This window comes from Clostridium sp. LIBA-8841, from assembly GCF_057782475.1.
Window position 1 is genome coordinate 3239928 of the sequence record NZ_CM173488.1, and the last position, 22246, is coordinate 3262173.

A 22246-nucleotide genomic window follows, 5' to 3' on the forward strand; every position below is an offset into this window, starting at 1 on the left:
AATTATTAGCCTTATCTATAAAAAAATTAATATAAAAAGGCCTACAGAAATTATTTCTGTAGGCTTCAAATTAATTAATTATAATTTAACTTTTTATATTTCATTATTGAGCATTATTTTGTTGTTTATTCTCAGAATTATTATTTTGCGTATTTTCAACAGGCTTTCCTGTTGAATCTAATTCTGCATTTTCAACCTTACTATTTATATTTCCATCCTTTATACTCTCTAAAGGTGGATTTAATGAATAATCATATGGAACACCATCTATAGTACGTGGTTGATATCCCATCCCCTTTAATTGTTCTCTATAGTAAGTTTCATAAATAGCTCTGGCTACTGATGCTCCAAAATATCCATGACCACCATCATAAATTACTGTTGCTACAGCTATCTTAGGATTATCTAAAGGAGCAAAAGAAATATAAACTCCGTAGTCTGTTCTTCCATAATCTGATTGGTCATTTCTAAAGGTTGCTGTACCAGTTTTACCAGCAGTAGATATCGGAAAACTTCCCATTATCTGAGACGCTGTACCAGTCTGTTCAACTCTTTTCATACCTTCTTTAATAGCATCTAACGTTGATTGTGACATATCAACTTTATTTAAAACTTCTGGTTTAAACTCTTCTACTATATTACCTTGAGCATCTGTTATTTTATCAACTAAATGAGTTTTATACCTTGTTCCCCCATTTGCTAGGGTTGCAACATAGCTTGCAAGTTGTACTGGAGTAAAGTTACTTATACTCTGTCCTATAGCAGAGTCAGTAAGGTTTCTTGGTGAAACTATTTGGTAAGCAATATCTCCAATAACCCAAGCAACTGTTTTTTGAACAGTTAAGTTTATTGCTTTATCAACTTTTTCATCTTCATCCTTAGCTTTTATTCCACCAAAGTTCTTAACGCTCTCTTGATATTCTGGATAAACACTATAAAGATTTTTAAAGTCCTTTGTTAATGTTTCTGTTAATACTTTATCATCAACAGTATTTCCATCACCTATTTTATTAAGTGTATCTTCTATATCCTTCTTTATAGATTCTTTAGCTGTTGCTAATTCCTTAGAATCTCTATCATTAACACCAATATTCACCGTTGGGAACTCAGGAGAAGATGTATTTACAAATGTTCCCTTTTCAAGAGAATCAACTAAAGTAAATCTCATAAGTGATATTGTTTGTTTTTTATAGGATTCAAAGTTATAAACTTGCCCAAAGTTTTCAGATATTTCAAGTCCTGTTGAAGCCTTTTGATCTGAATTAGGATCAATTCCTAATCCAAATTGCCATGCATATTTCGCAATAGAATCTAAGGCCTCTATACTACTCTTCTTATATCTTCCATCACCATATGGATCTCCTCCATTTTTATAATAAAGCCTTACAGCACCATCAAAATAATAGGAGTTTGATGATTTCATTAAAGCAGTATATAAATCAACTGTCCCAATATAGTTCTTATCTCTTGGCCAGTTAGCAGAGTTAGTACCAAAAATCTCAGGATAACTTCTTCCAAATTGTTCTTCACTTACAACCATAGTATCAGTTGGTTTTCTTACTCCATCTTCCAGCATTGCAACACTTGTTACTGGTTTAAATGTGGATCCTGGAGCTACCATACCTAAAGTAGCATAGTTATAGAATCTCTTTGGATACAAGTCATATACGTCTTCCCTTACTCCTGTTTTAGGATTCTTAGGAAATAGATCATCAACAGTTTTATTCAAGCCATTTCTAGATATTAATTGTTGTGCAAATGCCTCATAATCTGGTTGGAAATACTCCTTAGCAACTGCTGGATCAAGTTCTCCCTTAGCAAACTCATTTGGATTAAATCCTGGTTCACTTACTAAAGCTAAAACTCTTCCTGTATCTACTTCTATAGCTACAGCTGCTCCTCTAGTTGCATTTCTAGTATCTACACCACCGCCTGGAGATTGATGTTGAAGATAATTTAAAGTATACTTCATCATAGTCTCTGCTGAGTATTGGATATCTTTATCTATACTTAAATGAACATTATTTCCTGGGTAAGATTCTAAGTCATACAGTTCATCAGTTTTTCTACCAGATGAGTTTACTTTAACTGTAGTACCACCCTTAACCCCTTTTAATTCATTTTCAAAGGCTGCTTCTATACCAGCCTTTCCTATTAAATCAGTAGAAGCATCATACCCTCTAGCTTCATATTTTGCCTTTTGATCTCCATTTATTGAAGAAACATACCCTAAAACATCAGACCCCAATTCATTATATGGATAGTATCTCATAGGTTCAATGCTTACATCTATACCTGGTAAATCATTAAGTCTTTGATAGAATATAAATGCTGTATCCTTATTTATATCCTTAGCTATTGTAACTGGTTTATATCCAGAGAAACTTTGCATTTTTATAGCATCTTTAACAACCATATATCCTCTTATATCTTGTAGAGAATATTTCTTTAAAATAATATCAGTTATTTCTTCTGGTTTCATTTTTGTATACGCTTTTGCTTCTTCTTCACTTGGATTTAATACATCATATAATGTGTACTCCTTAACTAAATAGTCAAAAGCTTGTTCTGGAGTAATCTTTAGAAGTTCTTGGTCTATTTTATCTTCTTCTTCTGCTGTTAAATCTCCCTCTTTATTTTTGTAAAGAGTATTTTTAACCTCATCACCAAGCCCTCTATCTTTTAAAAATCTTAATTTTTCTGCATCTCCTGAAACATCAAAATAAAGTTTTCCATTTTCATCAATTCTAAGCTTGAAGTTATCAAGTATAGCTTGATTATTCTGCTTTAAAATAGCATAAACTTTATCTATTGTAGTGTAGAAATTCTTCTTTGACTCATCTGTTTCAGTAAAAGTTAATGTATATGTCTGTCTATTGGTAGCTAAAATGTCCCCGTTTGAATCATAAATTTTACCTCTTGGAGCCTGCTCTGATAGAAATCTCATAGATCTAGTATCAGCTCTCTGCTTGTATTCATCATAATTGAATACTTGAAGATAAACTAACCTTACTACTATAGACACAAATACTATTATCATTATTCCTATGAGAATTTTATATCTATCTATGGACGCTCTTCCACTCTTCGTACTTCTCATGCAACCACCTATTTTTTACTTATTTTCCAATCTCTCTTCATAAGCTCTCTATTGCATAACCTATAAATCCAATTATACATAAAGAATCCTATAACTACGTTGTAAAGTGCCATAATCCAAAAGCTTAATAAGTTTATTCTTATATTTATAAATCTTAATATAAGAGCTACCGCAAAAAACTTTATTATGGTAAGTAGACCTACTGACAATATTGGAATCATCTTCTTATGTTTAAATACACTTTCACCAATATAAGCTGCTATTAAACATACTAACATATTTACCAACATATTTACTCCAAAGACATTTACAAAATAAATATCTTGAAGAAAACCAGATAATACTCCTATAAACAATGCTTCCCAATAACCACTCAGAAGAGCATATAGAACAGCAAAGGTGAACAATAAACTAGGATAAACACCTTTTATTGCAAAAAAGGGCATTAGGGTATTATCTATTATAAATAATAAAAGACATATTAATATTAGTATTAATCTCTTCAATTTATTCCCTCTTTTCTAGTACTGAACTATACCATCTCTTTCTGCTGGTGGTACAACTACAAATAATTCTTGTAAATTATTAAAATCAACATATGTTTTTAGTGTCGCAGTTTTCATAACTTTAACATCGTCTGATTGTACTGATGTTACCTGGCCTATTTTTATTCCCTTTGGATAATATCCTCCAAGACCTGATGTAACAACTACATCTCCTTCTTTTATTGTGGAATTCATAGGTAAGTTAGTTATTTCAACTTGCATTTCATTTCCGCTTCTATATCCTTTAACTATTCCATCGCCAGAGTTAGATTCCCCTTCTACTGTAGATGCAACAGCCACATTTTCATTTAATAATGTTTGTATTTTTGACCAGCTTGAGTGAACTTCCGTAACAACTCCAACTAGCCCTTCTGGAGATATTACTATGTAGTCTTTCTTAATACCTTGATCTGAACCTTTATCAATTGTATATCCTTGAACAAAACTATCTCCACTTTTTCCTATTATGTTTGTCCCAACATATTTATATTGGTTATTTTCTTTAGAAAAATCAACTATTCCTCTTAAAACATCATTTTGACGCTTTAACTCGTTATATTCAACTAATTGATTCTCTAATTCTAAATTTTTCTTTTTTAAATCATTATTTTCATTCTTAACATTAGAAAAGTTATAAAAGAAATCAAAGACATCATGAACTTTATCGCTTATAGTGTAAACCACTTTCTGCACAGGGTTTAAAACAGTACCAACTCCACCTGAAATTGGGTTTTTAGAATCACTCTTAACAGTAAACACAATTATTCCTAAAAAGGCAACTGACAGTACTATAACAGTTACTGCCAGTTTATTCTTGAAGAATTTCATATTCTATCCTCTTTGTTGTTTAACTATTAAATCAAACTTATCTAAAGCTTTTCCTGTACCTAAGGCAACACAGTCAAGAGGTGATTCTGCTATATGAACAGGCATTCCTGTTTCTTTTAATATAAGTGCGTCTAGTCCTTTTAAGAAAGCTCCGCCTCCAGCAAGCATTATTCCTTTATCCATGATATCAGCTGCTAATTCTGGTGGTGTTTTTTCTAAAGTAGTCTTGATTGATTCTATTATTGATGAAACTGGCTCTTTTAAAGCGTTTCTTATTTGACCTGCATCAACAACAACAACTTTAGGAAGTCCTGATATTAAATCTCTTCCTTTTATATCCATTGTTGCTTCTTCTTCATTTTCATCAACTTTATAAGCTGATCCTATTTCCATTTTTATTTGCTCAGCTGTTCTTTCACCAATCATTAAGTTAAATTCTCTCTTAATGTAGTTTATGATTGATTGATCTAATTCATCTCCAGCAACTCTTAATGATTTGCTAGTAACTATTCCACCTAATGATATAATAGCAACCTCAGTAGTACCTCCACCGATATCAACTATCATGCTTCCTGTAGGCTCATCAACTGGAAGTCCTGCTCCTATTGCAGCCGCCATTGGCTCTTCCATTAATATTACGTCTCTTGCTCCTGCTTGTTTAGTAGCTTCTTCGATTGCTCTTCTTTCAACCTCAGTTACACCTGAAGGGAAGCATACTATTATTCTTGGGCTTGTGAATGCACTCTTATTAGTTATCTTTTCGATAAATCTTTTAAGCATTGTTTGAGTAACGTCGAAATCTGCGATAACTCCGTCTTTTAATGGTCTTATAGCAACTATATTTCCAGGTGTTCTACCTATCATTTGCTTAGCTTCAGTACCAACAGCTAATGATTTTTTTGTTAAGTTGTTTATAGCAACAACTGAAGGTTCTCTTAAAACGATCCCCTTTCCTTTAACGAACACTAGAGTATTTGCAGTTCCTAAATCTATACCCATGTCTTTTGTCATTCCAAAATTAAATAAACCCATTTTTAATCCCCTTTCCTAATCACAATATGTCTTTTTCTTTAAGACTTATGAATCTGTTATCTCCTATTATTAAATGATCTAAAAGCTCAATACCCATCATTTTCCCACACTCTTTGAGTCTTGTTGTTATGTTTATATCATCTTTACTCGGTGTTGGGTCGCCTGAAGGATGATTATGACATATAATTATAGATGCTGCACTGTCCTTCACAGCTTCTTTAAATATCTCTCTTGGATGTACTAAAGATGAATTTAATCCACCTCTAAATATCTCTTTTTTAGATATTACTTTGTTCTTAGTATCAAGAGTTATTAGCATCAACACTTCCTGCTGTAGCATTCTTAATTCATCTAAAACCAATTCAGCTATATCTGAAGGCTTTGAAATTTTAATTTGTGTAAATTCAGAAGCTTTAAATCTCCTATATAACTCACACATAGCTAAGATTTGAGTTGCCTTAGCTTCTTTGACACCTTTGACTTCCATAAGCTCCTTAGCAGAAGCTTTAAAAAGCCCTTTTAATCCACCAACACTATGTATTATTCTATAAGACAATTCAACTACATTTGAATCCTTATTTCCAGTTCTAAGTATTATAGCTAAAAGCTCCTCATTAGATAAAAATTGTGCTCCATAAAAAAGCAATTTTTCTCTTGGTCTTTCACATGACGGAATTTCACTAATTTTTAAGTTTTTAGACATATTACAACTCCTTGTTTAGAAATTAACATGCCCATTGAAAGTAATTCTAAAGTATTGTTATGTCGTATTTTTCTAATGCTTTATATAATTTATTCAAGGGCAATCCCATGACATTGTAATAACATCCCTTTATCCCCTCTACAAAAGCACCACCTAAGCCTTGAATTCCATAAGCTCCTGCTTTATCCATAGGCTCACCAGAATTTATGTAATTTCTTATTTGTCTATGAGTTAATTCTGAAAATCTTACTTCCGTACAGTCGTAATCAGTCATTACAGTATCATCTTCAGTATTTATTAAGCAAATACCTGAATATACTTTATGAGTATTACCACTTAATGAAGATAACATACTATAGGCATCCTCTTCACTCCTAGGCTTTTCCAAAACTTTTCCATCTTGGAAAACAACTGTATCCGCAGCAATAACTATAGATGGCTCCGTTACTCTTTCTGAAACCTCTATAGCTTTATTTTTAGACAAATCTTTAACATACTTTTCAACATCCCCATTAAAGTCTATAGTATTTTCATCAAACTTTGATTCAATAACATTAAATTCTTTAACTAATTTTTCAAGAATCTCAACTCTTCTTGGAGATTTTGATGCTAAAATAACTTTCATATTTTCACCTTACCTTGTCATATAAAAAGCTTTTAAATAATCTCATTTTTTCCTAAAATAAGGCCTTGTATTCTTATCCTATATAGTTTATCATTTATTATTTTTATAAACAAGTATAAATATACATGTAGCGCAAATTATAAAGAAAAAAATGAAAGAGAATTAAGCTCTTTCATTTTTATTATAATTTAAAAATATATTGCTATAAATTAAAAATAAATTACAATTATTTGTTTACTTTAAATTTATTTAAAGTATCAAAGATTATTTGATAGCTTCCTTCTATATTTTCTTTAGTTATTTCGTCAGGAATTTCATTAATTCCTGTCTTTAGCTCTTTAAATATTGGAAAATATTCAGATTTACTATCTTCTTCTAAACCATTAACCCATTCTTTAAATTCAGTTGTTTTAACTCCCTTAACAGAATCCTCTTTTAATTTATTTATTATATTTACATATCCATTAACTATTTCTATAATTTCATTACTACATGTATCAGCCTTTGGAATTAAAAATCTTCCCTTAGTATTACTTACTCCTTTTTCTGTTAATTCATTAGAAAGTTTAGTAGCCTCTTCCTCATTTCCAATATGAACTATTACCCTATAGTTTTCTGCTTCACTTAAAGAAACCGCTATATAATCCTCTTTCAAATCTGCTTTTACACTATTAGCATTTTCTTTATTTGAATAGAATCCACATTGAACCATTACATATTCTTGCCCTTCCGTACCCTCAGAAACAACTTTGTTATCCTTTGGCTTTTCTTCTCCACCTGGATTTCCATTATTTTCTCCCGGTTTTTTTTCTCCTTCAGTAGTAGTTGTTTCTATTTGCTCCTTACTTGCTGTCTTTTTGCCCTCTGGCCATATAAATTTAGACATTATAGTTGATATTACAAGAGCTACAACAATAACTCCAACAAAAAGCAGTATGAAGTTTTTTCCATCATTATTATTATTGTTGTTATTCCCACTACTCCTTTTTTTATTTTTTACATCAATTCTAGTGTATTTCACCCTTCCCCCAACCTTTCTTTGATTTTAACTTTACTTAATATATTTATTTTACAAATTTTGTAAAATTCCTTCTTTTAAATGCCATTTTCCTAAATTTAACATTTTAATAACAAATAAAAGCTTTATTAAAACCTACTCTAATAAATCTAATGCAATTAGATTTTCTTAAAGCTTAAGTTCTAATAAAGCTAATATAAAAATTTATTTATCAAGTAAATCTCTTCTTGTATAAAATTCTGGAGTTCCTAAACTTCTTTTAGAAATTAATCCTCCATGATAATCAGATCCACCTGTTATTATTAAATTATTTTTTTTACAATAATCCACTAAATATTTTATTGTCTCTTCATCGTGGTGAGGATGGTAACACTCTATTGCTTGAACTCCCCATTCCTTAAATAATTCTAACATCTCATCTAATTCAAATTGTGATTTCCCATATTTAGGATGAGCCAAAACAACAATTCCTCCAGATTCTTTAATTGTTTTTATAACCTCTTTTGGATGAGGAAAATCTGGATATTTTAAAGCTCTTTCTCCCACAAATACTTTATTGAAAAACTCATCTATGTTTTTACATATTCCTCTATCAATTAAGAAATTAAGGGTTTTCCATCCTCCCTTTGAAGGATCATGTTCATAAGCTAAATAATCCTCAAAATTTATATCATATCCTGCATCAATTAATTGTTTTATGGAGTCATCATCCTTCTTTTGAAGTAACCTATCATTATTTTCTATTAAATCCATTAATTCTTTATTATTCTTATCAAAATTATAAGCTAATATATGAAATTGCTCTCCATTTATTATACTTGAAATCTCTACCCCAGGTATGAATTTAACATCCATTTCCTTAGTCATTTCCTGCATTTCATCTAGACTTCCTATGGAATCATGATCTGTTACAGAAAATAATTTTATATCTTTTTCAACTATTTCTTTCAATAATTCTTTTGACATAAGTGTTCCATCAGAAGCTCTAGTATGCATATGTAAATCTGCTCTTACTAAATCCATGTCTATTTCCTCCTAAAGTCTATTATGTTTATTTTTATTATTTACTAACTAATTCAATAAAATAATAGGTTAAGCATATTAAATACTTAACCTAAAATTATTTGTTATTATTTTATAGCTTTTAATATTTCAACTAGGAAATCCCAAACATTTTTTACTGAAGATATGCTAACATGCTCATTTGGAGTATGTACATCATACATATTAGGACCAAATGAAATCATATCTAATCCATCTATTTTTTCTCCTAATAATCCACACTCTAATCCAGCATGAATAGCTACTATTTCAGGCTCTTCCCCTGTCATATTCTTATAAACTTCACTACAAAGTTCTCTTATTTTTGAATCAGGATTATATTGCCAAGCTGGATATGGTGCTTGTATTTCAAATTGTGCTCCTAAAACATCTGCAACATCAGCTATCTCTGTAAGAAGCTTAGTTTTTAAAGTTTCAACTGAGCTTCTTGTTGAACTAGCAAAAACTATTTTATCAGCTTCTGTAATAACTACACCTAAGTTTGTTGAACTTTGAACTAATCCTTTCATTTCTATGCTATAAGTATCAACTCCATCAGGAATTAAGTTCATTATTTTTATTGCTTTAAATGTAGTATCTTTAGAAAATACTTTATGATTTTCATCTTTTTTAACTAAAGTTACATTAACACCATTATCATTAGCATGGTATTCATCTTTTAATATTGAATCCCACTTTTGAATTAATTCTTCTAATTTCTTAACGTCATCTTTCTTAACAGCTAATAAAGTATCACATTCTCTTGGAATAGCATTTACTTTAGATCCACCATTAATTGATATTAATCTAATATCACAGTTAGTATTAATATCATTTAATACTCTTCCCATTAACTTATTAGAATTTCCTCTTTGCTTATCTATTTCCATTCCAGAGTGACCACCTTTTAGTCCTCTTAACATAATTTCATAAATTTCAAAGTCTTTTTCCATTTCTTCAAAGTTTATTGGTAAAGTAACTTCACTTCTAGCTCCACCTGCACAGCTTACTAAAAGTTTTCCCTCTTCTTCTGAATCTATGTTTAAAAGATACTTACCTTTTAATAGAGTTCCATCTAAAGCTATTGCTCCACCCATTCCAACTTCTTCATCAGTTGTAACTAAAAGTTCTATAGCTGGATGTGCTATATCATTTGAAGCTAAAACAGCCATTCCATAAGCTACTGCAATACCATTATCAGCTCCTAAAGTAGTTCCAGTTGCATATATATAATCACCATCTATTCTAAGTTCGATAGGATCTTTTTCAAAATCATGTATAGTATCTTTATTTTTTTCACATACCATATCCATATGACCTTGTATTATTACACCTGGTGCATTTTCATAACCTGGAGTTGCAGGCTTTCTTATTATTATATTTAATGCCTCGTCTTGTATTGTTTCAAGGCCTAAACTCTTTCCGAAGTTAACTAAAAAATCACTAATTCCTTTTTCATTTCCTGATCCTCTAGGAATTTGTGATATCTCTTCAAAATATTTTAAAACGCTTTGTGGCTCTAAACCTTTTAATATATTCATTTTTACTCATCCTTTCCTATTTTATTGTGGTAAAATATAATTAATTTAATAATTTATTCTATTATATCAAACTTTTAAAACAATCACTAAACTATTTTAGTTTAAACAAAATGAGGTGGTTTTTATGCAAAAAACAAAAATGATATTTACAATTGGTCCTGCAAGTGATTCAGAAGAAATTCTAAGACAATTTATTAGAATTGGTATGAATGCTGCGAGATTAAATTTTTCTCACGGTGACCATGAAAGTCATAAAGAAAAAATTGAACTTATTAAGAGACTTAGAAAAGAGGAAAAATCAGCTACAGCTATTTTACTAGATATAAAAGGTCCTAAAATAAGAACTCATAAGTTTAAAAATGGTGAAGCTGAACTTAAAGACGGTGATGAATTCATATTCTCTTGTGGAGATGAAATATTAGGTGATAACACTAAATGTTCAATCTCTTACACAGAACTATATGAAGACATACAACCTGGTGGATCAATACTTGTTGATGATGGACTTTTAGAATTCAAAGTAAAACAAGTCCGTGGAACTGATATAATATGTGAAGTTATTGAAGGCGGTACAATAAAAGACCATAAAGGTGTTAATGTACCTAATGTGAAAATTAAGCTTCCTGCTGTAACAGAAAAGGATAAATCTGATTTAATTTTTGGTTGTGAAATGGGAGTTGACTTTGTTGCTGCTTCTTTCATAAGAAAACCAGAGGATGTACTTGAAGTTAGAGAAATATTAGATTCTCATGATGGAAAAGACATAAAAATAATATCAAAAATAGAAAATCAAGAAGGCGTAGATAACATAGATAAAATTATAGAAGTTACTGATGGTGTAATGGTAGCTAGAGGAGATATGGGTGTTGAAATTCCTATTGAAAATGTACCTGTAATACAAAAAAATATTATAAAGAAATGTAATCAAGCAGGTAAAGTAGTTATAACAGCAACTCAAATGTTAGACTCTATGATAAGAAACCCAAGACCAACTAGAGCCGAAGCTTCCGATGTGTGTAATGCCATATTTGATGGTACAGATGCCGTAATGCTTAGTGGTGAAAGTGCTTCTGGTAGCTTCCCTATTGAGGCTGCAATGACAATGTCTAAAATAGCTAAAAAAGCTGAGGCTAACTTAGACTATCAATATCTTTTAAGAAGATTAAAGGATCCAAATCCAGATCCAAATGCTTTTGCAGATGCAATAAGTTATTCTGCATCAAAAACAGCTAGTAAATTCCCTACAAAAGCTATTGTAGCAGCCACTCAAACTGGTGCGACAGCTAAGATATTATCAAAATACAAACCTAGCTGCCCAATAGTGGCTATTACTCCATATGAAAGAGTTAGAAGAAGCCTTGCTTTAAACTTCGGAATAATTTCTAAGAAATGTGCTTATTTTAATAGTACAGATGAAATCATAGAGGAAGCTAGAAAAGTAGCAAAAGAATTCCAAATAGCTGAGGCTGGAGATAACATAATGGTAGCCGCTGGATTCCCAACATCAATAACTGGCGGAACAAACATGCTAAAAATAGAAAAAATCTAATAAAACATATGAAAAGAGCTAGTAATTTATACTAGCCCTTTTCATATATAAAGCTTTTAATTAGAACTTCTTTTTATATTTAAAAATATTTATAATTTTAACCCTTTAAATAAGTCTGCTAATGAGTAACCTTCTTCTTCGTCATTATATTGCATATACTCAGTTGAAGTTTCTACAGCATCTTTTATGCTTAAGCTCATTTTCTTATTTTCATCATCTATGTTTAAGATTTTAACCTTAACGTCTTGACCTAATGATAATACATCTGATGGCTTAGCTATATTTTCATCACTGATTTCTGAAATGTGAACTAATCCCTCAATACCAGGTAAAACTTCAACAAAAGCTCCAATCTTTATAAAGTTAGTTACTTTACCAGGAACAACATCTCCAACTTTTAATCCTTCTAGTGTTTCCCATGGATTTTTAACAACATCTTTTAATGAAAGCGCTATTCTTTCTCTTTCCATATTAACTTCAGAAACGAAAACTTGAACTTCATCACCAATAGCAACAACCTCTTCTGGTTTATGTACTCTTGACCATGACATATCACTTAAGTGAACTAACCCTTCTACTCCACCGATATCAACGAAAGCACCAAATTTAGCTAACCTAGTTACTTTTCCAGTTCTCTTTTCTCCTTCTTTAATTGAAGACCAAAGAGCTTTCTTTTCATTATTTCTTATTTCTTCATCTATTACTCTTCTTGAAACAACAACTTTTCTATTTTCCTTGTTGAATTCTATAACTCTAACCTCTAAAGTTTTTCCAACTAAATCTTCTAAGTTTTCTATTCTTCTTCCTGCACATTGAGAAGCTGGCATAAATACTCTAAGACCATTAAAGTCTCCTACTATTCCACCTTTAACGACTTCTTTTAATGTAACTTTTATTGATGCTTCTTTTTCGAAGGCCTCTTTTAAATCATCCCAAACCTTTATGGCATCTGCTCTTTTCTTTGATAAAAGAACATTTCCCTCTCCATCATCACCGCTTAATACCATTACAAATATATCGTCATCTACATTTATTGAATTTATATCAAAATCTTTGTCACTTGAAATTTCATTTCTTGGTATTACACCATCTGCAAAGTGTCCAATATTAACTATTATTTCATCATTTTTTACACTTATAACTTTCCCTTTAACTATTTCACCTTTATGAAAATGCTTTAATTCAAAGCTATCCATTAAATCTGACATTGTAAGATTTTCACTCATTTTTACATCTCCTTTATTTAAGGTTTACCTTATAAAATATTTTACATAACTATATAGGATAAAACAAGTAATACTTATAATTTATTACATTATTAACCAAATAAAAATTACCTAATAATATTCTATTATTAGGTAATTAAATCACTTAATCTTCAATTGAAACTAATTCATAACCAACTTCTTCTAAGGCCTCTCTTAAAGTGTCTTCATCAACTTCAGTATCAACTACAGCTCTACCAACTTCTACTTCTAAAACATCTACCCCATCAACATCTAATAAAGCTGCTTGAACGTGTCTAACACAATTTGAACATGACATTCCATCGATTTCTAAAATAAGTTTGCTCATAAAAAAATCTCTCCTTAAAAATTTAATTTATTTATATAATATACTTGAATTTTATATAATAATTCATAGATATTATTCATAACTTTTTAATATCTATGATTTTTAACTAACCTCTGGTAAATACCCATGTATCTCCTTCTGAAAGCTCATGGTTAAATTCATATCCATCCAAATCAAACTTCTTAATATCCTCTGATTTAGTTATACCATTTTGAGTTATATATCTTACCATTTCTCCTCTTGCTTTCTTAGCATATACAGTAACCACCTTATATTCAAGACCCTTTCTTTCCTTAAATACCGGAGTTATAACTCTAACTTTTTTCTCAATTTTTTTTACTGACTTATAATACTCATTAGAAGCTAAGTTTATAACAACCTTTTCATCGTGATTTTCTAAATCATCTAAAATAGCATCTATTATTTTATCTCCCCAAAAGTCATAAAGATTTTTAAAGCCATCAATTGAAATTTTTGTTCCCATTTCTAATCTATATGCTTTTGTTCCATCTAGTGGTTTTAAAACACCATAAAGACCAGATAATATCCTTAGAGATTCATTGCAAAACTCTAATTCTTCCTTGGTAAAATCATCTGCATTTAACCCTCTATAGGCTTCTCCTTTAAATGATAATACGAAAGGCTTTTCATCACCATAATAAATTGTATTCCAATCTTGAATTTTGGTGAATGTGTGAACTCCTAAATCTTCACTTATTTTCATTAATGGGCATAAGTCATGAACCTCTAACTCTTTTAAGTCATCCATTATAGTTTCAGCCTCATTAATAAATTTTGGCTTACTTGTTTTTAAATCTAACTTTACCTCAGTTAAATCTAAAGTTTTTGCAGGCGATAATAAAGCTAATATAAGTATCACCTCTTTCTTCATTAATTTGATTAAAAATATTATATAATAAAATAATTTTATTTGAAAATATCCTAAACATATTATTATAAAATTATTTAAATATACTTAATAATAATACTTTCAGAAGATTCAATCAATATTTTTTTCTATTAAAAACAAAAAAAATTTAAGGTCAAAAGACCTTAAATTATTTTTTATATATACTATTGTAACAGTGATTTATTATATCACTTCTTTTTATTATCCCTATAAATATGCCATTATCATCAACAACTGGTACAAAGTTTTGAGAAATGGCTAATGATATTAAACTTTCCATATCTTCATTAATGCAAACGCTTTTATGTTTTACTCTTCTTGGTATGTCTCTTACACTAACAGTATTAGTATTCTTAAAATTAAGCTCTGGATTTCTTTTCAATGTCCAAAGCAAATCCCCCTCTGTTAAAGTACCTATATATTTTCCTGTTTTATCTATAAGCGGAATAGCCGTATATCCATGATGCTCCATTCTCTCAATAACTTGTCTCATTGTTGCATCTGTATATTCATAAGCTACCTCACTTTTTGGTGTTAGAAAAAAAGCAATATTCATAATATATCAGTTCCCCTATTTTTTATAGTAATTGTTCTACTTTTATTTTATCATACATATTGTTTTTTAAGTGACAATATGTTGTCATTTAGCTAATTTTTTAAATTTATAATCAAGATCAATATATTCTGTATCGTTTATTAAAGAGTTTGTAGATTCATAAACTAAATTTCCAGACAGAGTCTTTTTCAAAACAACCTCTTGTCTCACATTTTTATTACATTTTGGACATTTTCCTATAGATACAAATCTCCAACTAAATAGTCTAAAAGGATGCTCCATTTCTACTTTCACATTGCATTTTGGACATTTAAACTCTACATCTTCATATTCTAAACTATAATTTTTTAAATCTTTCACTCTAATAGACGGCATATTATATACATCTTCTACTATATACTCTTTTACTTTTTTAACATTATAAAGTCTTTTAAAAACCTCAGCTGTATAAACAGCATCATTTAATGCATCATGTAGCTTACTTTTATCCATTTTTATTTTTAACTCTTCTAAGGCATGCTTTAAACTTAAAGATTTTTTATGAGCTAAAATTTTAGTGCAATATTTTTGTATATCAATATATTTTTTTATCCAACTTATATTGTTATAGGAATGATACTTTGCGTTATTAACTATATGAACAATATCATCAGTTGCCCATGAACAAAGTATATCATCTTCTTCAATAAAATCTTTAAGATTGTCCATAGCATCCTCGAATTTAATTCCATCTTTTAAATTCTCTTCAGTTATTCCTGTTATATCAATTATCTTAGGATTTAAAACTCTAAATACTGATGGCTTAATATATGTTTTAAACTCATCTACTTTCTGCATAAATTTATTTAATTTTATAGCCCCAATTTCTATTATTTCATTATAGGAATCTAATTCCTTTAATTCCTTGTGCTCATTATAAATATTAGGATAAAATTTTGTAATATTTTGCATATTATTAAATTCTAGGTCTATTATTACATACCCCATTCTCTACATCCTCTCACTATCTATATCCATATATAATTATGCCACGAAATTCTAATTTTTTCATTAAAATCAAGTTATTATTATTTTTTAACCAAAATCCTCAACATAAATCCCTTTTTATCTTATCTCATAACTTTTATTTTATTGAGTTATATTATAATTTTCAATAGACAAAATTAAACTTTTATTTAAATAAAAAGCACTGAACTTTTTTCCTGTTCAGTGCTTTAAAAATTTTAGAATTTAGTCCAAAGTTCTAATGCTCTTTCAACTAAATTTTCATGTCTATTTTTTAATGAATCCATATTCCAGTCTTCTAACTCTAAAACTTCCTTAGTTACAGCAAAATCGCTCTTTTTGCTTAAGTATTGTTCAACTTTTTCAGCAAATGGCTTATTATTAGCTCTTGTGTTCTTAGCTCCTGATATTATAACTAAGTTTCCAAATTTATTAGCCCAGTTTCTTCTCTGATCTGCTGTAAAGTTTTCTCTCCAGTAAGCTTCCTTAGCATTTCTAGGAAGAACATGCTCTATCATAATCTTATCACTATAATCTAATACTTCATTTGGTCTCTTTTCCATATCAAGTCTTACGAAAATATATTTAGGTATCATCATTCTACCTTTGCTATAGAAGTCTATATCATTTAAAGCATTTTCAAAGTATGCTGTTGTTCTTCCTAAATCATATAAGAATACTGATTCTTCTTTTATTTCTTCTAAAGAATCTTTTTCTTCTATAACTTCTAAAATTTTATAAACTCTATTTAATCTATCTGCAAATGAGTTTCCATTTACCCAATCAATAACAAGTCTTTTCTCTAGAACTTTAACAAAATCTAAAACTAATTTATCATTATTAAACTTCTCAGCAAATCTAATAATTGCTGCCATCCATTCATCATATGGTAGTAATTCTCTCATTATATTTATTAAATTCTTATAATAGATCTTGTCCTCTTCAGATACTCCTTCAAGATTTCCATCTATTATGTACTTATCATATAATGCCTTTATAGCTGTTAAGTGATTTACAAAGTTAACTCCTAAATATCCAGGCTCATTTCTAAATATCTTCTTGCTAAATTCCTCATATACACTTTCTTCAGCTTTATTTTTAAGCTTCATTGTTCTCATGAATCCTATAATTTGGTCAAGTTTTTCTTTACCTAAATCTTGTTCATGATTTTCCCAAATATCAGTATATTCTTTTCTTATTTCAGGATCTATAACTCTTAAGTTTTCACTCTTTAAAAGATCTGAATCTGTTAAAGGTAATCCTCTTGCATTTATTACATTGAATAATCTAAATGCTGAAGTAAATGATTCAGTTGTTATTACAACAAGTACAACTTTTTGAAGTAAGTAAACTATGAACTCATTTAACTTTTCTTCTAAAAGATCTCCTTCTTCATTGAAGAAATTAGCTCTAAATACTTCTATTGCATTAACCATATTTTGTTTAGCTTCTGAAAGTTCTGCTATGTCTAAATCTTTAACTAAATCAGTTCCACCATCATTTAATATGTACTTTTTGAAGAATTCTTCTTCTTTTCCTCTAGCTTTAACTCTTATGCTTTCTTTAATTCCCATAAGAACATTTGGCTTTTGGTATATTAAATCAGATAATACTTTTTTATATTCTTCATTATCTATTAAATCTCTTATAGTAGCTATTAACATTATGATTGATGTAAGTCTTTGTTGTCCATCTATTACATCATATATACCACATCCATCATCTTTATATTCTTTAGAACATAAAACAATACTACCTAAGAAATATGGCTCGTATTGATCAAACTCTTTACTACCTCTGCTTTTATTTAATTCTACTGATTCCCAGATATCATCAACTAATTGCTTTAAGTTTTCTTTAGTCCAAGAATACGCTCTTTGATAATCTGGAATTTCAAATAAGAACTTATTACTTAATAAATCCTTTATGTAATATTCTTTTGCTTTTACCTTTTCTGTAAACAAAATATACATGCCTCCTAAATTTTTGCTATTTATTTAAAGTGCTCTTTTACTTAATAATCCTACTCATGAAAAAAAGCCATTTAAGGCTTTTTTTCATAAAATACATCATTATTTTATTATAACAAAATTAATTTAATTTGTCTAAAATTAAGTTATATTGCTATTTTTATATACATAAATAGCAATTTTTTCTTTTATTTAATATCTATTCCGGCCATTTTCATTAAGTATCTAGCATTTCTTGTTTGCGAAACACCTTTTCTTAAAATATAATCAAACTTTAGTTTATTATCTTCATAATATTCTCTAAAATTATAATTTTGAATAGTTGAATTTTCCTTTTCCATATCACAAAGTTCAAAATCATGAGTTGATACTAATCCTAAGGTATTTCCTTTTAAAAGCTGATTTATTAAAATCTCTGCACCTTCATGCCTATCTAAAGAATTGGTACCTTTAAATATCTCATCTAATAAGAATAAAATCTTTTCTTTTCTTTTTACACCCTCAACAATAATCTTTATTCTAAGTATCTCAGCATAGAATGATGATATACTTTCCTCAAGATTGTCTCCAGTTCTCATACATGTATATACTTCTAATATTGGTGTCTCAAAGCTTTCTCCTTTTACCGGTAAACCTAAATAAGCTAATATACAGTTAAAACCTACTGTTCTTAAGAATGTGCTCTTACCAGACATATTAGATCCTGTAATTAAAATAACTCGCTTATCTTTAGTTATTTCAAAGCTATTTCCTACACCTTTATCACCTAGCATAGGATGACTAAGATTTTTTCCTTTAAGGGTGTATCCATTGTTTATTTCCGGCATAGCCCATCCATTATTATTATAAGTAAATCCAGCTAGAGAAACTAAAGCTTCAAAGTCACCTAATGCGGTCATCCACCCCTCAAATTCATCCTTATTATTCTTCTTCCAAGTTTCAAGCCTTGATAAAATTTGATAATCCCAAAGTAAATAACAGTTTAGTAGAACATAAAAAGCATTTCCTCTATCATAAAGCCATCCAGTTATTCTTTCTAATTTCTTTAACTCTCCACTTGCACTTTTATCCTTATTACTTAAATTGCTTTTTATCTCATTAAGTCTATTAGATTCAAAGGTTTCTTTTTCCACTAACCCTAAAGCATCTACATATGTTTTTATTCTATACTTTAAATCTTCAAAAATATTTAATCCCTTAACAACATCCTTATTGCCAATCTTTAAAATCACATAACTTACTAAGAGAGAAATCAATAAGATTTGCCAAGTGACAATATTAATGCCTACTAAAATTGTAATTCCAATATTTATTAAAGGCATTAATATTCGTAAAATGTTTATTAAAGGTGATATGCCCTTATGATTATCTTTTAGCCAATCTCCTAAATACTTTTCCTTCTTTCCTTTTTTATCTTTCAGAGATGATATAAATTCATGTCTAAAGTCAACCTTTTTAGAAAGTTCCTTTAAGGCTTCTTGTCTAAGTATAATCTCCTCCTTACTTGGAAGCTCTTCTAATTTTAATAAATCACTTAACTTAGTTCTTCCATAAACAGTGCCAGTTTCATTTATCCACTGGAATAAAGAATTTTTACCAAATATATCCAAGTCATTTATAAATGGATGTTCATTATCTAAATATTCCTCACCAAAATCTTTAAATTCTCTCCATTTCCCTTCTAATCTCAAAACTTCTTTTTTGTTTATATCTATAAGCGCTTCTTTTTTATTTATTTTGTTAACTATCCCCTCATGAACCTTTGCTAAATATAGAAATAATGCTGAATTAAGCAAAAATAATATAATCCCAAATGATATGGAGCTTATACTATATGCATAGTATATAAAAAATAAAATACTCAAAGAAACAAGCAATCTCAATGCACTTATTATATTATAATCTCTTCTTAATCTACTTAAACTAGTTGAATATTCTTTTATTCTTTTCTCATAAACACTTTTTCTATTATCCATATTTATCCTCTCAAACTACTTTTTTAATATTATACCATAGTTAACATATTTTAATACAAGGCAGGTTTTAAACTAATGCAAAAAAGACCCTGTACAAATAGTACAGAGCCTTTTTTTTATCTTTTGTGTATTTCTAAAAGCTTATCTCCAATATTTATTTTTTTTCCGTTTTTAAAGAAAATAAATTCATCTTCTTTTAAATCTGTAAATATTATAGGAGTAGTCTTTAGTATATTATTTTCTTCTAAGCAGTTTAAATCAAAGAGGATAAGTTTTTCTCCACTCTTAACCATATCACCTAATTTAACTAGAGATTTAAATCCTAATCCTTTTAATGAAACTGTATCAATACCAATGTGTATTAAAATCTCTCTTCCTAAATCACTTTCTATTTTAATAGAATGCTTAGTCTTAGAAATCCATGTTACTTTTCCATTAACCGGAGAACAAAGTACTCCTTCTGAAGGTTCTATGGCTAAACCATCTCCCATGAGCTTACAAGAGAATATTTCATCATCAACCTCTTCTAAGTCAATTATCTTTCCACTCATAGGCGATAATATTATATCATCCAAAGTTTTACCTTTTTTTATCTTTTTCTTCTTTGATTTTACTACTTTCCCCCCATACCACTCATAATTTCTTTAATTTGAGTTTTTAGTACGTCTGATTTTCCACCGAATATAGCTTGAATATTTTCTCCAACTTGCATTACACCAGCTGCTCCAAGCTCTTTTAATCTGTCTTTATTAACTTTACTTGAATCATTAACTGTTACTCTCAATCTAGTTATACAAGCATCTAATTTATTTATGTTACCTGCACCACCTAAAGCTATTAAAATTTCAGCCGCTAAATCATCATTTGAAGTTGTATGTTCATTATCTATATCATCAAATATATCGTCATCTTCTCTACCAGGAGTCTTAAGATTAAACTTTCTAATAAAGAATCTAAATAGGAAGTAGTAAACTACTGCGAAGCATAATCCTACAACTATTACTAACCACCATCTAGTTCTGTTTGGTATTACACCAAATAACATGAAGTCAATAAGACCACCTGAGAAAGTCATACCAACTTTAACATTTAATATTTGCATTATCATAAATGAAAGACCTGCTAATACACAGTGTATTGCGAATAACACTGGTGCAACGAATAAGAATGCAAATTCTAAAGGTTCAGTAATACCTGTTAAGAATGAAGTTAATGCTGCTGAGAATAAGATACCAGCTGCGATTTTCTTCTTACCTGGTTTAGCTTCATGGTACATTGCTAAAGCCGCTGCTGGTAATCCAAACATCATGAATGGGAATTTACCAGTCATAAATGTACCTGCTGTAAATGGAACTCCATCTTTTAATTGAGCAAAGAATATTTGTTGGTCTCCCATTACTAGTTGACCAGCATTGTTTGTGTATTCTCCAAATTGATACCAGAATGGGTTATACCAAATATGGTGTAATCCAAATGGAATTAATGCTCTTTCTATAACTCCAAATAAGAAAGCTGCTATTGTTGGGTTAGCATCTATCATACTCTTTGAGAAGTATAATAAAGCATTTTGTATTGGTGGCCATACAAATACCATGATTCCACCTATAATTAATGCTGCTAAAGCTGTTACTATTGGAACGAATCTCTTACCAGCAAAAAATCCTAAATATGAAGGTAATTCTATTTTATAGAATTTCTTAAATAAAGCTGAGGCTACAACCCCGATTATAATACCACCAAAAACACCGGTTTGAAGTGTTGGTATTCCAAGAACGGTTGCATACATACCTGTTTTAACATTTGCAACTACATCAGCAGTTACTCCAGCACCGATTCCCATTGTTACATTAAGTATTAAGAATCCAACGATTGCCGCAAGCCCTGCAACACCGTCTCCTTCAGCTAATCCTACAGCAACACCTACTGCGAAGATTAATGGTAAGTTAGCAAATATAATATCTCCAGCACTAGTCATTATTGTTGCTATTAATTGGAACCATCCTGCATTTAACGCTGGTGCAATGTTTAAGAAATCTGGATTTTGAAACATTGTACCAAATCCAAGTAATAAACCTGCCGCTGGTAATAAAGCAACTGGTAACATTAGGGCTTTACCTATTCTTTGTAAAACTCCAAAAGCTTTCTTCATCTTAATCTCTCCTTTTTTAAATGATTTCTTTCTTTATAATTCCTCAAAATATATAAAAAATAAAGACTCAAATTTATTATTCCTATAAGACACCTATTTTATGATTCAATAGGTATTAAAATA

17 protein-coding genes and 1 pseudogene are annotated in these 22246 nt (G+C 29.6%); 1 reads left to right on the forward strand and 17 read right to left on the reverse strand.

The window, feature by feature from the left end:
- Window positions 1–103: 103 nt before the first annotated feature.
- The 9 genes from AC2A4K_RS14225 to AC2A4K_RS14265 form a co-directional block, all read right to left on the reverse strand.
- Entirely contained in the window at window positions 104–3100 is a 2997-nt protein-coding gene (locus tag AC2A4K_RS14225; RefSeq protein WP_322503148.1) for a penicillin-binding transpeptidase domain-containing protein, read from the reverse strand.
- 8 nt (window positions 3101–3108) lie between these two features.
- Complete coding sequence (gene mreD / locus AC2A4K_RS14230; RefSeq protein WP_322503149.1) at window positions 3109–3606, reverse strand: rod shape-determining protein MreD; 498 nt, start codon at window positions 3604–3606, stop codon at window positions 3109–3111.
- 15 nt (window positions 3607–3621) lie between these two features.
- Window positions 3622–4473 carry a rod shape-determining protein MreC gene (gene mreC / locus AC2A4K_RS14235; protein WP_322503150.1) on the reverse strand — a complete coding sequence of 284 codons (852 nt, stop codon included), beginning with the start codon at window positions 4471–4473 and terminating at the stop codon, window positions 3622–3624.
- Between the two features lie 3 nt (window positions 4474–4476).
- Complete coding sequence (locus AC2A4K_RS14240; RefSeq protein WP_322503151.1) at window positions 4477–5505, reverse strand: rod shape-determining protein; 1029 nt, start codon at window positions 5503–5505, stop codon at window positions 4477–4479.
- Between the two features lie 19 nt (window positions 5506–5524).
- On the reverse strand, window positions 5525–6208 hold the full coding sequence (radC, locus tag AC2A4K_RS14245) for a RadC family protein (RefSeq protein WP_322503152.1): 684 nt from the start codon (window positions 6206–6208) through the stop codon (window positions 5525–5527).
- 46 nt (window positions 6209–6254) lie between these two features.
- Window positions 6255–6833 carry a Maf-like protein gene (locus AC2A4K_RS14250; RefSeq protein ID WP_322503153.1) on the reverse strand — a complete coding sequence of 193 codons (579 nt, stop codon included), beginning with the start codon at window positions 6831–6833 and terminating at the stop codon, window positions 6255–6257.
- A gap of 226 nt (window positions 6834–7059) precedes the next feature.
- Entirely contained in the window at window positions 7060–7854 is a 795-nt protein-coding gene (locus tag AC2A4K_RS14255) for an SPOR domain-containing protein (RefSeq protein ID WP_322503154.1), read from the reverse strand.
- A 201-nt stretch (window positions 7855–8055) separates the two neighbouring features.
- Window positions 8056–8874: a PHP domain-containing protein gene (locus AC2A4K_RS14260; protein ID WP_322503155.1), complete on the reverse strand. Its 819-nt coding sequence runs from the start codon at window positions 8872–8874 to the stop codon at window positions 8056–8058.
- A gap of 107 nt (window positions 8875–8981) precedes the next feature.
- A complete protein-coding gene (locus AC2A4K_RS14265; RefSeq protein WP_322503156.1) occupies window positions 8982–10433 on the reverse strand; it encodes an aminoacyl-histidine dipeptidase in 1452 nt (483 codons plus the stop codon).
- Between the two features lie 124 nt (window positions 10434–10557).
- Between AC2A4K_RS14265 and pyk the strand changes: the two genes are divergently transcribed.
- Window positions 10558–11982 carry a pyruvate kinase gene (gene pyk / locus AC2A4K_RS14270; protein ID WP_322503157.1) on the forward strand — a complete coding sequence of 475 codons (1425 nt, stop codon included), beginning with the start codon at window positions 10558–10560 and terminating at the stop codon, window positions 11980–11982.
- Between the two features lie 89 nt (window positions 11983–12071).
- Here the strand turns inward: pyk and rpsA are convergent, their stop codons facing one another.
- From rpsA to ptsG, 8 genes and pseudogenes are all read right to left on the reverse strand, one after another.
- A complete protein-coding gene (gene rpsA, locus AC2A4K_RS14275; RefSeq protein ID WP_322503158.1) occupies window positions 12072–13208 on the reverse strand; it encodes a 30S ribosomal protein S1 in 1137 nt (378 codons plus the stop codon).
- A gap of 145 nt (window positions 13209–13353) precedes the next feature.
- Window positions 13354–13557 carry a heavy-metal-associated domain-containing protein gene (locus tag AC2A4K_RS14280; protein ID WP_322503159.1) on the reverse strand — a complete coding sequence of 68 codons (204 nt, stop codon included), beginning with the start codon at window positions 13555–13557 and terminating at the stop codon, window positions 13354–13356.
- A 106-nt stretch (window positions 13558–13663) separates the two neighbouring features.
- A complete protein-coding gene (gene yaaA, locus AC2A4K_RS14285) occupies window positions 13664–14428 on the reverse strand; it encodes a peroxide stress protein YaaA (RefSeq protein ID WP_322503257.1) in 765 nt (254 codons plus the stop codon).
- Window positions 14429–14615: 187 nt separating this feature from the next.
- Window positions 14616–15023, reverse strand: a complete 408-nt coding sequence (locus AC2A4K_RS14290) for a CBS domain-containing protein (RefSeq protein WP_322503160.1) — start codon at window positions 15021–15023, stop codon at window positions 14616–14618.
- Between the two features lie 84 nt (window positions 15024–15107).
- Window positions 15108–16010, reverse strand: coding sequence for a 3'-5' exonuclease (locus AC2A4K_RS14295; protein ID WP_322503161.1), 903 nt, complete (start codon window positions 16008–16010; stop codon window positions 15108–15110).
- A gap of 236 nt (window positions 16011–16246) precedes the next feature.
- Window positions 16247–17992, reverse strand: coding sequence for a DUF262 domain-containing protein (locus AC2A4K_RS14300; RefSeq protein ID WP_322503162.1), 1746 nt, complete (start codon window positions 17990–17992; stop codon window positions 16247–16249).
- Between the two features lie 194 nt (window positions 17993–18186).
- Complete coding sequence (locus AC2A4K_RS14305; protein WP_322503163.1) at window positions 18187–19974, reverse strand: MutS family DNA mismatch repair protein; 1788 nt, start codon at window positions 19972–19974, stop codon at window positions 18187–18189.
- Window positions 19975–20090: 116 nt separating this feature from the next.
- Window positions 20091–22123: pseudogene (gene ptsG / locus AC2A4K_RS14310) on the reverse strand (glucose-specific PTS transporter subunit IIBC).
- Between the last annotated feature and the right edge of the window lie 123 nt (window positions 22124–22246).